The organism is Mesorhizobium sp. Root695 (genome assembly GCF_001428185.1).
Classification (GTDB): Bacteria; Pseudomonadota; Alphaproteobacteria; order Rhizobiales; family Rhizobiaceae; genus Mesorhizobium.
This window is the reverse complement of the sequence record NZ_LMHO01000003.1, coordinates 301,172-313,865: the sequence shown is the minus strand read 5'-3', so window position 1 is coordinate 313,865 and position 12,694 is coordinate 301,172. Positions and strand designations below refer to the sequence as shown.

General features: G+C 62.5%; 10 protein-coding genes. 1 reads left to right on the top strand and 9 read right to left on the bottom strand.

Features of this window, described 5'->3' with window-relative positions; all coding sequences use genetic code 11:
* Window positions 1–130: 130 nt before the first annotated feature.
* The 9 genes from ASD99_RS05630 to ASD99_RS05590 form a co-directional block, all read right to left on the bottom strand.
* Window positions 131–889, bottom strand: coding sequence for an FkbM family methyltransferase (locus ASD99_RS05630; RefSeq protein WP_056596375.1), 759 nt, complete (start codon window positions 887–889; stop codon window positions 131–133).
* Window positions 886–2,118 carry a DUF2029 domain-containing protein gene (locus tag ASD99_RS05625; RefSeq protein ID WP_056596378.1) on the bottom strand — a complete coding sequence of 411 codons (1,233 nt, stop codon included), beginning with the start codon at window positions 2,116–2,118 and terminating at the stop codon, window positions 886–888. Before ASD99_RS05625 ends, ASD99_RS05630 begins: the two co-directional genes overlap by 4 nt.
* A 24-nt stretch (window positions 2,119–2,142) precedes the next feature.
* The gene (locus ASD99_RS05620; RefSeq protein WP_244497625.1) at window positions 2,143–3,573 is read right to left on the bottom strand and encodes an aspartate aminotransferase family protein; all 1,431 of its coding nucleotides are present in this window, start codon (window positions 3,571–3,573) and stop codon (window positions 2,143–2,145) included.
* Between the two features lie 104 nt (window positions 3,574–3,677).
* Window positions 3,678–4,685 carry an NAD-dependent epimerase/dehydratase family protein gene (locus tag ASD99_RS05615; RefSeq protein ID WP_057142963.1) on the bottom strand — a complete coding sequence of 336 codons (1,008 nt, stop codon included), beginning with the start codon at window positions 4,683–4,685 and terminating at the stop codon, window positions 3,678–3,680.
* On the bottom strand, window positions 4,682–5,131 hold the full coding sequence (locus ASD99_RS05610; RefSeq protein WP_056596387.1) for an EamA family transporter: 450 nt from the start codon (window positions 5,129–5,131) through the stop codon (window positions 4,682–4,684). The genes ASD99_RS05615 and ASD99_RS05610 overlap by 4 nt, the downstream gene beginning before the upstream one ends.
* 124 nt (window positions 5,132–5,255) lie before the next feature.
* Window positions 5,256–6,608 carry an FAD-binding oxidoreductase gene (locus ASD99_RS05605; RefSeq protein ID WP_057142962.1) on the bottom strand — a complete coding sequence of 451 codons (1,353 nt, stop codon included), beginning with the start codon at window positions 6,606–6,608 and terminating at the stop codon, window positions 5,256–5,258.
* A gap of 2 nt (window positions 6,609–6,610) precedes the next feature.
* Window positions 6,611–8,044, bottom strand: a complete 1,434-nt coding sequence (locus ASD99_RS05600; RefSeq protein ID WP_057142961.1) for a UbiA family prenyltransferase — start codon at window positions 8,042–8,044, stop codon at window positions 6,611–6,613.
* Between the two features lie 224 nt (window positions 8,045–8,268).
* Window positions 8,269–8,532, bottom strand: coding sequence for a hypothetical protein (locus ASD99_RS05595; protein WP_056596396.1), 264 nt, complete (start codon window positions 8,530–8,532; stop codon window positions 8,269–8,271).
* Window positions 8,533–8,689: 157 nt separating this feature from the next.
* On the bottom strand, window positions 8,690–11,176 hold the full coding sequence (locus ASD99_RS05590; RefSeq protein WP_057142960.1) for a mechanosensitive ion channel family protein: 2,487 nt from the start codon (window positions 11,174–11,176) through the stop codon (window positions 8,690–8,692).
* A 245-nt stretch (window positions 11,177–11,421) separates the two neighbouring features.
* Here ASD99_RS05590 and ASD99_RS05585 point away from each other — a divergent pair, with 245 nt between their 5' ends.
* A complete protein-coding gene (locus tag ASD99_RS05585; protein WP_057142996.1) occupies window positions 11,422–12,681 on the top strand; it encodes a sarcosine oxidase subunit beta in 1,260 nt (419 codons plus the stop codon).
* The last annotated feature ends 13 nt before the right edge of the window (window positions 12,682–12,694 follow it).

Sequence of the window (12,694 nt, the reverse complement as noted above, 5' to 3'; positions counted from 1 at the left end):
CGGACTATAGGGCGGAGCGGCAGGGCGATTGAAGCCTGTTTGCGACATTGGCAAAAAGCCGAGCGACCAGACGGCAGAATGCTTCCTATCGAGCGCCTTGGGCGGTTCGCTTTCCGGGGCGGAGGCTAACTCAGGCGAAGGCCCAGATGTCCTCGGCCTGGAAGCCGACCTGATAGCCGGAGGTCTTCAGCTTGACCACGACCTGGCCGATCTCGGCGGCCGGCAGCGCGCCGACCTCGACCTTGATCATGCCGGGGCGGTAGCGCTTGAGGTCGAGCTGTTCGAAGACGATCCAGTCGGCACCCTCGCAATCGACCAGGAAGGCGTCGATATGGGTGATGCCGTTGCGATCGAGCAGCGTCTGCAAGGTCTCGGATGGCACCTCAATGTCTTTCAGGTGCGGCGCGAACTTGTTGAAGTTGGCGTCGGCCTCGCCCCAGGCATTCTTGCCCGACATCAGATTGGTGTCGGTGACCGACGAGCAGCCGATGAACTCGATGGGCAGCGTGCCGGCCTCGAGCGCAGCGGCATCGAACGTATGGACGGTGATCGTGCCCTTGGCCTTTGTCACCGCCACCGGCTCGATGATGAACCGGCTGGTGTCGGGGTAGTTGGCGCGCAGTCGTTTCTGATTGTACGGGATCGGCTCGACCAGCATGGCGCGTGCGCCAGCTATGCGGTGCAGCCACGGCGTGACGTCGTCGAACAGCGCCCCGTCGCAGGCGCCGACATTGACCATCTGGAACGGTCGCCCTGCCCCACCAAAGCGCGCCTTCAGCGCCGCCTTGGCCAGGAACTTCGTGCCGCGCAGCGACGGCCCGCGATCGAGAACGCCCTTGGGAAGACCAAGCGACAGGGCAATGCGCGCCAGGCTGGATAGCGAACTCATGACTTGTCTCCGGGAGTGATTTGCAAGGCGGCGCGATGCTGGCCGCGAGCCACGGCTGCCCGGAGCGCCATGAACGGCGTTGCCAGCAGCAGGAATGGCGGGATCAGATGGGGAAAATAGATCCGCGTATCGTGGATCGGGAAGACGGTGAACTTGGCCAGCGCACCGAGTACCAGTGCCGCAAACAGGATGCCGGCGCGGCGATCGAGGCGGAAGCCGGCGCGGGCGGCCGCGTACCAGCCTGCCAGTGCCAGCACCGACACCCCGACCCAGCTGTTCAGGCTGACGGCGCGCAGCAGTGAGCTGGCAAAAGCCCTGAGATAGGCCGCTATCGAGAATGGCGGCTCGAACCCGTCCATATTGTAGTGCTGCTCGACGCTGGAGAACCACAGATGCGGCCACCAGCCGGGATGATGGGCCCAGTGCGAAATGGCGAAGTAAGCGACGAAGGACGCGGCAAAGCCGGCCAGCGCGCCCCATGCCCTCTGCCGGAACGCGACCAGCAGCACAGCGAAAATCGCCAGGAAAACAATGTTGTCCGGCCGCACCATGAAGGCGAGGAAGAGCAGGATGGCCGTCGCCACCTCGCGGCCGCGGACATAGGCGTAAAGCCCGCCGAGCAACAGCGCCGAACACAACAAATCCGGCGTCGAGGCCCGCGCCGCATCGCCGAAATCGGCCATGATCAGCACCGCGCCGACGATAGGCGCCAACGCCAATGCCCCTGCGGAGCGTAGCCACATCAGGGCGATCGCGCCAAACAGCAGCACGGAGAACACCTGTAACACGCGCATCGCCTCGACCGGCGACATCACCACGCTCATCGTCGACAGGATCTCGGCATACAGAAACTTGATCCGGTACATGCCGAGCAGAGAATGGAAGTCGGCGGCATCCTCCGTCATGTGGCTGCGGAAGCCGCCGCCATCGTCGGTCAGCGCCTTGTAGTCGCCAGCTGAGACGCCTGATTTGACGGTGTTGTAGGCATAGTCGTGCAGTGCCTGGGCATCGGGATAGGTGCCTTCCTCCGACATGGCGAGATAGGGCAGCATGTCCCAGTTGGCGTCTGGCATCACCCAGGCGGTGAACGCTGTAAAAAGGATGTAGAGAGCGAAGGCCGCCGCGCCGATCGGTGCCGCCAACCGCGCATAAGTCCCCTCGCCCCACGCCAGACCGACCTCGGTGAGCCGGTCGAGCAGGTTGTTCGGTGCGGGCGACCTGGTCAGCATTGTCGAACTCAGCGAGCTTCGTTTCTAACGGACTTGGCTTTTGACGAAATCCTTGACGATCGACACGATGCCGCGCGACAGCAGGCTGTCGAAGGCATCGACAAAGCGGTCGACATGCTCACGCTGGCAGATCAGCGGCGGCTCGAGCCGGATGACGTTGCGGTTGTATTCGGTGAAGGCGACGAGCACGTCATAGTCGCGCAACAGCAGCGCCCCGACGAAGCCCGACAGCGAGCCCTTCAGCTTGTCGTCGAGCACGCTGACGATCGGCCGCAGCACCATCGGCAAGGTCTGCGAGAAGTCGTGGAACTCCAGGCCGATCATAAAACCCTTGCCGCGCACATCCTTGATGATCTTCGGGTACTTTTCCCTGAGCGCCTGCAGCCGCTGCAGCAGGTAGTCGCCGGTGACGGCGGCATTGTCGATCAGCCCCTCGTCATAGAGCACGTTGAGCCCCTCGATCGAGGTGACGCAGGCCTCGCCCATGCCGCCGAAGGTGGCCATAGCATGGATCATCGCCGTCTTCGGCGTGCCATAGGCCTTCATGTATACCTCGCGCCGGGCAATCATCGCGCCGACCGCCGCCTTGCCAGCGCCAAGCGACTTGGCCAGCGCCGTCACGTCGGGAATGACGCCGTAATGCTCGAAGGCATAGAAGCGGCCCGAGCGGCCATAGCCGCACTGCACTTCGTCGGCGACCCACAGCACGCCATACTGGTCGCAAAGCGCGCGCAGCTTCTGCCAGTATTCGGGAGGCGCCTGGATGATGCCGCCGCCGCCCTGGATGGTCTCCAGCACGATGACCCCGACCTCCGGATCGGAACGGAACAGGCGCTCGACGGCCTCGATGTCGGCAAAGGGGATGCGCACCGTATTGTCCGCTACCTTGAAGTCAGCGCGGTAGAGTTGGCCGTCGGTGATGCCGAGCACACCCTTGGTCTTGCCGTGGAAGGAATTCTCGGCATAGGCGATCTTCGGCCGCTTCGGGCCGGCGGCGCGCTCGGCGAGCTTCACCGCCGCTTCCATCGCCTCCGAGCCGGATGAGCCCAGGAACACCATGTCGAGATCGCCGGGCGAGCACTTGGCGAGGTTGTGCGCCAGTGCTGCCGCATATTGCGACATGAAGGCGATGGCGATTTCCTGGCGCTTCTCCTCCTGGAATTTTTTCCGTGCTTCGAGGATGCGCGGATGGTTATGGCCGAAGGCCAGCGAACCGAAACCGCCGAAGAAATCGAGGATCTTGCGGCCTTTCTGGTCGATATAGAACATGCCTTCGGCGCGCTCGATCTTGATCTTGTGAAAGCCGAGCAGCTTCATGAAATGCAGCTGGCCGGGGTTGAGATGCGCCTTGAACAGGTCGGTCATGCGGGCGACATCCATCGCCTTGGCCTGCTCGACGCTGATCAGGTCGGGCTTGGCGATGGTGGCGGGCGACAGCGAAGGCGCGCTGACCATGGTGCGCACGTTCGTCTGTTCGGGCTTGGCCATGACGGTCATTTCAATCTCCTGTCTGCACGCACGACCAGGATCGGGCGCAACGAAAGCTGATTTGCGAGCCGCTATTCGGCGGGCACATGTTTGGTGGCGACTGAGTGACCGGCCTTCTTGGCGAGGTACTCGCTATACGCGGCGATCAGCATCTCCTCGTCGCGATATTGCGGCACCCAGCCGAGCTGACGCCCGGCTTTGGACACGTCGAGCACGCACTCCTCGTCGGCGATCAGATATTGTTCCGGGTCCATGATCGGCATGTTCATCAGGTCGAGCAGGTCGAGCGTGCGCTTGACCGCCCAGCCCGGTGTCGGGATCAGGATCGATTTCGAGCCGGCATGCCTGATCAGATCGCCGAGCAGCTTCTTCACCGGCGGCGGATTGAGAGAACCGAGATTATAGGCCTCGTTTGGCACGCCGGCCTTCCAGGCGGCGCGCGCGGCCTCGGCGCAGTCGAACACCGAGATGAACTGATAGGGGTTCCTGCCCGAACCGATCATCGGCACGGGAAGATTCCAGTCGATCAGCTTGAACAGTTTTTCCAGGATGCCGAGACGGCCGGGGCCGATGATCAGGCGCGGGCGAAACAGCGAGATCGACATGCCGCGCTTGCGCCATTCGGCCGCCAGCTCCTCGGTCTTCTGCTTCGACCAGCCATATTCGCCGAGCGGCGCGACCGGGTGCTCCTCGGTCATCGGCTGGGTGACCGTGTGGCCGTAGATCATGTCGGTCGTGTAGTGGACGAGCTTGGGTGCGCCGGCTCTGTCCATGGCCTGCATGATGTGCTCGGTGCCATGAAAATTGACCGGGAAGAAGAAATCGTGCCGCTTGGCGCGCACCTGGATCGGCGACAGCATCTTGGCCGACAGATTGTAGACCATGTCGTCGGCCTTGAGCCCAACCGCGGCGACCGACGCCGGATCGGTGACGTCGCATTGGATGAAGCGGACATTGCGGTAATGCGGCAGGTCGCTTTTGACGATGTCGGCGACGACAACCTCTTCACCATCGGTCACAAGCTTCGGGGCAAGATGGCGGCCGACGAAACCGTCGCCGCCGAAAATCACATGTCTCATCGAAGGCTCTCGTTTGCCTGGATCTTGTCGGGCGTGATGGAAGCAGTCTGGTCTTCATGCCCTCGCCCGCCCAAATCCCGGCCACTTTGGGCGATCAGCACGGTTCCGACGCAGATGAACGCGATGCCGGCGATGCGCCAGCCATTGAGGTCCTCGCGGAAGACGAAATAGGCGAAGATGGCGACGGCCACATAGGCGAGGCTGAGGAACGGATAGGCGAAGGAGAGCTCGACCTTGGACAGCACAAAGAGGTGCGAGGCCATCGATATGACGAAGGTGCAAAGGCCCAAGAACACCCAGGGGCTGAAGACGATCTGCAACAGCTTGACGAGCGGATTGACGCCCTCGAACGAGATCGGCCCGAGCGACATCATGCCTTGCTTCAGCATCAGCTGTGCAGCAGCATTGGTCATGACCGTAAAGAGAATGAAGACGATGTATTTCATGTGTTCCAAGCCACCCCTTCACGCCTCCTATTACAAACCCGCAAATATTTCGTGAAGCCACAAGAATGTTTTGAGTGAATCGTGGGTTTAACGATTCGGAAACCAAGAATTATTCGAATTTTAGCTATTCCGCCGCCTCGACCGCACCTCGCCGCGTGTCCAGCTTCCTTGCCGTCCGCGCCCAGAAGTCGGACATGAAGGCAGGATCGCGAAGCGCCTCCAGCCGCGGCCATTTGGGAAAAGACGAAGCGAAGATGTCGGCGCCCATGCGGGCGTCCTTGTAGGGGTTGACCGCGCCTTCCGCCTCGACCGTGATCCGATCGAGGTCCCGCAACAAGGCGAGCGTCGCAGCCCCCCTGTTGGGGAAATCCAGCGTCAGCGTGTAGCCGGGGCGCGGGAATGAGAGCAGCGCCGGCGAGCGGATGGAGCCGAAGCGTTTCAGCACAGTGAGGAAGGAGCCCTGCCCTGCTTGCCTTGCAGCCGCCAGCAGTGCCGGCACCGCCTCGCGCGCCGTCTCTTCCGGCACCACGCTCTGGTGCTGGAAAAGCCCTTTCGGCCCATAAAGCCGGTTCCAGTCACGCACGCCGTCGAGCGGGAAGAAGAAGCCTTGATATCCGACTTGGCGCGGCACTGTTGCCCGGCCCTTCTTCCACCTGTAGGCGGCGTTGAAGGCAGTCAGGAACGGCCGATTGAGCACATTGAACGGCGGCTGGACCGGCACCGAGAGATTGCCGCCGGCGCGCGAGGCGGCATGCGAGCCGTGCTCGGCGTGATTGCCTGACAACAGCAACCCGCGACCGCTGTTGCGGCCGCCGGCAAGCTGGTCGATCCAGGCGACCGCATATTCATTGGCCCGATCGGCCGCCTCGGCGAGGTCGAAGAATTCGCCAAGGTCGCGAAACGGCATCGCCTTCTCCATGATGTCGAGGGAAGGAACACGCATCAACCGGATCGAAGCCGACAGGATGAGACCGGTCAGCCCCATGCCGCCGATCGTCGCCGCAAATAGCCGCGCATTGTCTGTCGCTGAGCAGCGGTGGGTCTTTCCGTCGGACGTGAGCAGCGTGAAGGTCTCGACATGGCAGCCGAAGGTGCCGCGCCGGTGATGGTTCTTGCCATGCACGTCATTGGCGATGGCGCCGCCGAGTGTGACGAATTGGGTGCCTGGCACAACCGCCGGGAAGAAGCCGTAAGGGACAGCATAGGCGATGATGTCGGACAACAGCACGCCGGCATCCGCCTCGAGAACGCCGGTTTCGGCGTTGAAGGCGCGAATCCGGTTTAGCGATCGCATGTCGACGACCGCGCCGGCCTGGTTCTGGCAGGAGTCACCGTAGGAGCGGCCATTACCATAGGCAAGCAAAGACGCTGGCTTGGCCTGACCGCCCTTCAGCAGCGCGATCGCCTCATCGGCACCGACGGCGCGCGGCGCCGGCGGCGTGGCAAGGCCGAAACTCTGGAAGCGCTCGGTGGCCATACCTACCAGCCTCCGAGGACCAGCATCACCGCACCGATCAGCACCACGATCTGGCTGCGCCAGTCGCGGATAATGAAGACGACCGGATCGTCATGCATCTCGTCGCGGCGCGCCAGGATCCAGACGCGCATGGTGAGATAAAGCACGATCGGCGCCAGCGGCCAGATCAGCCACGGATGCGGATAAAGCTCGCGCACCGCGACACTGTCCATATAGAGCGCCAGCACCAGCGCCGAGGAGAAGGCCGAGGCCATGCCGGCCTGGGCGACGATCTCCTGGTCTTCGGTGCGATAGCCACGCCCGGCAATGCGCTCGCCAGGCGGGATGGCGGTGGTGCGCAGTTCGACGAAGCGCTTCACCAGCGCCAGCGACAAAAAGAAGAAGATCGAGAAGGCCAGCAGCCAGAACGAGACTTCGACGCCGGTCGCCGCCGCCCCGGCCAGGACACGGATCGTATAGAGGCCGGCGAGCGTCAGCACGTCGACCAAGAGCATGCGCTTGAACGACAGCGAATAGGCAGTGGTGACGACCATGTAGCCACCGAGCACAGCTAGGAATTCGGGCGACAAGAACAACCCGGTGCCGATGCCGATCGCCAAAAGTACGGCGATCGCGCCAAGGCCGAACGGGATCGACAGCGCACCGCTGGCGAACGGCCTGTTGCGCTTGGTGAGGTGTTTGCGGTCGAGCGCGAGGTCGAAGAAATCATTGAGGATGTAGATGGCCGAGGCCACCGCGCTGAACGAGACGAATGCCAGCAGGCATTGCCAGATCATGTCGGTGTTGAAGTATTCGTGCGAGAGCACCATCGGCACGGCGATCAGCGAGTTCTTCAGCCACTGATGCACGCGCAGCATCTTGACGATAGTCCGCAAATTCGGCTTCGGCGCAGGCATCGTCTCGGCGCCATGGGCCGCTTGCCAGCGCGCGGCATGGCGATCGGGTGCGATGACAATCGCGTTGCGCGCGGCGTCGAAGACCTGAAGGTCATGGCGGCTGTTGCCCGCGTAGTCGAAGCCGCCATCGCCATAGGCCGCGATCAGCGAGGCGCGCTTCCTGCCCGAGGTAAGATTGGCGAGGCCATCGGTAGCCAGCACCCGGTCGAAAATGCCGAGATGGGCAGCGATGGCGTCTGCGAATTTGCGTGGCGTACCGGTCGCCAGCACGATCTTGCGGCCCTCGGCGTGCTCGGTGCGGAGGCGGCAAAGCAGCACCTCGCGATAGGGCAGCAATGCCGGATCGATGTCGATCCGCTGTGCGATCGCCTGCTTCAGCCGCGCCGGCCCGCCGGCGGCCCAGAACGGCACGAGGAAGATATAGAGCGGGTTCTTCTTGAGAAGGATGAACAGCCCTTCCCACAACAGGTCGGTCGCGATCAGCGTGCCATCGAGATCGACCGCAAGCGGTATTGCGTTCCTGTCCGACCGCGCATCCATGTCCGTCCTGCCTGCCAGCGTATGATCCGCAGAACGGATCTCGTTTCGCGCCGCGTTTCGGCGTCTTGAAGCTGGTATAGCCGGGAACGGCATATCGAACGTTAAAACGCCCGGTTGTAGACGGCTGCCGTGGCGGTATTTCCGGCGTCATTGTTAAAAAAACGCTACCGGAAACGATAAAAGGCCGAGCAAATTGCCCGGCCTTTCCTGTCATGCCGTCGGAATTACTTGATGCGGGCGACGCCACCCGAGATTTCGACCGTTTCCGAACCGGTCAGGGCTTCGAGGTCACCGTTCGGCAAGGTGACGAAACAGCCGTTCGGGCAGAACTCAACCGTTTCGCCTCCGGCCAGCGCGAGGTCGGTCTTGCTGCCGCCCTCCGTCACGACCAGCGTGCGGGTCTCGGCGTCCTTGTTGACCGCGCTCGCGGCATGGGCCGAGCCTATGGCGGCGACCAGGGCGACGGCAGCGACGAGAGACTTCCACATGGTGCAATATCGGTGTTCCCACCGCCTCTGTTGCATTTCGCAAGGCATTTTCGCCTTTGCATGGGAGCTTATATGAGATGGAAGCTGAACCGCAACTGAATGCCGCATTCATGCCGCAATTGGCTTTCGGCGGTATCGGGACCTACGGACCCTGAGCCTAGTCCGGATCGGGCTTCTTGGTTTTGCGGGACTTGGCCAGTCGCCTCTTCTCCGCCTCGGCTTCGGCCTTCACCTGTTCCTGTTCGGCGAAGTCGGCCTCGATCTTGTCGTCATCGGTCGGCCAGGCCTTGGGCTTGTGGACCTCGACGACGGCGCGCGGTGTCGAGGGGATCTCGATATGCTCACCGCTGAATTTTTCGAGGACGGCAAAACGGATGTCGTTCTGCGCGATGTTGCCATTCATCACGTCGGCCAGGAACACGCGAATTTCGAATTCGAGTGCTGCCGTGCCGAAATTGGAAAACAGCACGAAGGGTTCCGGGTTCTTCAGCACCAGAGGATGGCCGCGTGCGATCTCCAGCAGGATTGCGTGGACCTGCTTGACGTCACTGCCATAGGCGACGCCGATCTTGATGTCGACGCGGCCGAGCTTGTTGCGGTGCGTCCAGTTGCCGACGGCGTTGTTGATCAGGTTCGAATTGGGCAGGATCACCGACTGCCGCTGGAAGGTCTCGATCTCGGTGGCGCGCACGCTGATCTTCTTGACGGTTCCGCTGACATCGCCGGCGACGATCCAGTCGCCGACCTTGAACGGCCGCTCGGCCAAAAGGATCAGTCCGGAGACGAAATTGGACACCACATTCTGCAGGCCAAAACCGATACCGAGGGAGAGAGCGCCGGCGACCAGCGCTAGACTGGACAGGTCGATGCCTGCTGCCGATATGCCAACGAGCGCCGCAAGGGCGACGCCGGCATAGCCGACCGCCAGCCGGATCGAGTTGCGCACTCCGGCATCGACCTTGCCGCGCGCCATCACCGAACCGTCGAGCCAGCCCTGGAACCAGCGCGTCAGGAAATAGCCTATGACGAAGACGACGATGCCGGAGAGGATGCCGGTGACCGAAATCGTCACCGAGCCGATATTGATCCCGGTTGCCAGCTTGTAGGCCCAGGCCTGGATATCGCCGGGCTGGAAGCCCCACATCAGCAGGATCAGCGGCAGGAACACCAGCACGATCATCAGGTTGATGGCGACGCTGACGACAAGGCCAAGCTGGTCGAGCGCCGTGTCCTCGTAGCTCGAATTGGCCGACAGCCAGCGCCCGACGGAGGTGTTGGCGAAAGCGCCCTCTTCGCCGATCGCCCGCGCCGACAGGAAGCCGATATAGGCGGTGATCAGCGCGGTGCCGGTAACGACGACCTGCAGCGAGACGAACAGGGCAAGGCCGATATAGCCGAGCAGCGCGGCGACGATGGTGAAAACACCGAGCGCTAGCGCTGTATAGCGTAGCCATGCCGGCCACGGCCGCCAGCTTCCGTCACGCGCCTTGAACGGCCTCAGCATCGCCATCAGGATCAGGATGACGCCGACGATGATGGTGGCGCCGAAACTGCGGGCGATGGTCAATGACAACGGCGAGCCCATCTTGTCGTTGATCACCGACAGGAAATAATTGACGCCGATGACCACGGCCATGGCGGTGGTCAGCCGCACCAGCCAGCGTGCCGGACCTGTCTCGACCGGGACAAGGCGCCAGTTCGGCAGCCTCGGCTCGAGCGCCGCATTGGTCAGCCGGTTCACGCAGAACACTCCCCCGATGACGGCCGCCAGTGCATTGAGGAAAAGGCCGATGTCGCCGCGCAACACATTGTAATAATTGAAAAAGAACACCGTGGAGGCCAGGAACACGCCGACCGCGAGCGTCGGCAGCAAGGTCGACCAGAAGGCAACCGACAACCGACTGAGATAGGACGGGTCTTCATTGGAAGGGTCTGCTTCGAACACACGCCCGAACAGGCGCCTGCCGCCGACCAGCAACACCAGCGCCAGCCCGAGCGCCACGAAGGTTGCGGCCAGGATAGCCTGGAACTTGAACCTAAAGGCGAAGCTCAGCCAGGACGACACAGCCTTGTAGAAATTACCGAATTCGTCCCTGGCGTCCGAAAAGACCAGCGGGCTAAGTGCGTCGGATAGCACATAGCGCTTGGTGAGCACATTGCGGAACAGCTCGCTGCGCATGTTGCCGATCTTGTCGATCAGCCCGCTGATGCGGATCGACAAGGACTGAGCCAGCGAAATCACCGCGTTGATTTCCGCCTTCTCCGACACCAGCGCCTGGCGTTCGCCGCTGACGATGTCGGGCTCCGGCGGCTGGCCGGCGGCGGGCGCTGGCCCGATCTGCTCAAGGCGGCTGTTGATCTCGCCAAGGCGTGTGCGGAAGGCCAACGCGCTGTTCAGCGATTGCCGCGACAGTTCCTCGAGCTGCAGGCGAATATCGACGAGGCTGCCATCGTCCTCTGCGTCCTGCTGGATCTGCTTCTCGAAATTATCGGCCTTGGTCGTCAAATCCTGCAGGATCTTCTGCTGGTCGGCGATCAGCCCGGCAGGTGCCTGGCCGAGGCCTTGCGCTGCCGCGTCGAATGACGGCGGTGCCGAAACGACAAGCGCGAGGAGCAAAATGAGACGAAGCAATCGGAAAAGCATGATTTGTTGGCGACTCATGGACGGCAAAGGCAATTTGAAAGCGTGTCCTTGATAAAGACGGCCATATCATGGGGCAAGCCGTCGCATCGATCACTCACTCCTGCCTGATCGGCGGCTCATCCGATCATTGTCCCCGTCGATCCCTGAGCAATGCGTCGGCCAGTCGAAAGGCAATGGCGCAATATTGGCTTTGCGGATGCGGCCTGCTCTATAGTCTGCCGCATCGCCCGAACCGGATGACAATGATGGCAGAGTATTCGGCCTTTTCGCTGCTCGCGAACGCGCTCAAGGGAAACAGGGACTGGAAACCGGCCTGGCGCAAGCCGGACCCGAAGGCGTCCTATGATGTCATCATCATCGGCGGCGGCGGCCATGGGCTGGCCACCGCCTATTATCTTGCCAAGGAACACGGCATCACCAATGTCGCCGTGCTGGAAAAGGGCTGGCTAGGCTCCGGCAATGTCGGCCGCAACACCACGGCTGTGCGTTCGAACTATCTGCTGCCGGCCAACACCCGCTTCTACGAACATTCGATGAAGCTGTGGGAGAACCTGTCGCACGAACTTAACTACAACGTCATGTTCTCGCAGCGCGGCTGCCTGAATCTGGCGCACACGCCGGCCCAGTTCGACGACTATGCCAGGCGTGGCAACGCCATGCGCCATCTCGGCGTCGACGCCGAGCTGATGACGCCGGCGCAAATCAAACGTCTGATCCCGGCGCTTGATATCTCCGACAGCGCACGCTTTCCGGTGGTCGGCGGCCTGATGCAGCGGCGCGCCGGCACTGCCCGCCACGATGCGGTGGCCTGGGGCTATGCGCGTGGCGCCGACCGTCGCGGCGTTGACATCATCGAGAATTGCGAGGTCACCGGCTTCCTGCGTGACGGCGACCGCATCACCGGCGTGTCCACCTCGCGCGGCGACATCCGCGCCAAGAAGGTGGCCGTTGCGGTCGCCGGCAGCACCGGACGCGTCATGCAGCTGGCCGGCATCGAGACGATGCCGATCGAAAGCCATGTGCTGCAGGCCTTCGTCACGGAATCGCTGAAACCCTTCATCGACACCGTCGTCACCTTCGGCATGGGCCATTTCTACATGTCGCAGTCGGACAAGGGCGGCCTTATCTATGGCGGCGACATAGACGGCTACAACAGCTACGCCCAGCGCGGCAATTTGCCTGTCGTCGACGAGGTGATGAGCGAAATGCTGGCGCTGTTCCCAGGTCTTGCCCGCGTGCGCATGCTGCGCTCCTGGGGCGGCGTCTGCGACATGTCGATGGACGGCTCACCGATCATCACAGCCGGGCCCCTGCCCGGCATGTATCTCAACTGCGGCTGGTGCTATGGCGGTTTCAAGGCGACGCCGGCTTCCGGCTGGTGCTTTGCCTGGACCATCGCCAAGGACCAGCCGCACGACCTCAACGCCCCCTTCACCCTCGACCGCTTCCATCGCGGCCTGGTGATCGACGACAAGGGCCAGGGTGCAAACCCCAGGCTGCATTAGGCATTAGGTAGAA

Excerpts from the sequence above, each read along its gene's own strand:
- ASD99_RS05610 (WP_056596387.1), bottom strand. The coding sequence starts at position 5,131 with ATGAAATACATCGTCTTCATTCTCTTTACGGTCATGACCAATGCTGCT.
- ASD99_RS05620 (WP_244497625.1), bottom strand. The coding sequence starts at position 3,573 with ATGGTCAGCGCGCCTTCGCTGTCGCCCGCCACCATCGCCAAGCCCGAC.
- ASD99_RS05625 (WP_056596378.1), bottom strand. The coding sequence starts at position 2,118 with ATGCTGACCAGGTCGCCCGCACCGAACAACCTGCTCGACCGGCTCACC.
- ASD99_RS05590 (WP_057142960.1), bottom strand. The coding sequence starts at position 11,176 with ATGCTTTTCCGATTGCTTCGTCTCATTTTGCTCCTCGCGCTTGTCGTT.
- ASD99_RS05585 (WP_057142996.1), top strand. The coding sequence starts at position 11,422 with ATGGCAGAGTATTCGGCCTTTTCGCTGCTCGCGAACGCGCTCAAGGGA.
- ASD99_RS05615 (WP_057142963.1), bottom strand. The coding sequence starts at position 4,685 with ATGAGACATGTGATTTTCGGCGGCGACGGTTTCGTCGGCCGCCATCTT.
- ASD99_RS05630 (WP_056596375.1), bottom strand. The coding sequence starts at position 889 with ATGAGTTCGCTATCCAGCCTGGCGCGCATTGCCCTGTCGCTTGGTCTT.
- ASD99_RS05605 (WP_057142962.1), bottom strand. The coding sequence starts at position 6,608 with ATGGCCACCGAGCGCTTCCAGAGTTTCGGCCTTGCCACGCCGCCGGCG.
- ASD99_RS05595 (WP_056596396.1), bottom strand. The coding sequence starts at position 8,532 with ATGTGGAAGTCTCTCGTCGCTGCCGTCGCCCTGGTCGCCGCCATAGGC.
- ASD99_RS05600 (WP_057142961.1), bottom strand. The coding sequence starts at position 8,044 with ATGGATGCGCGGTCGGACAGGAACGCAATACCGCTTGCGGTCGATCTC.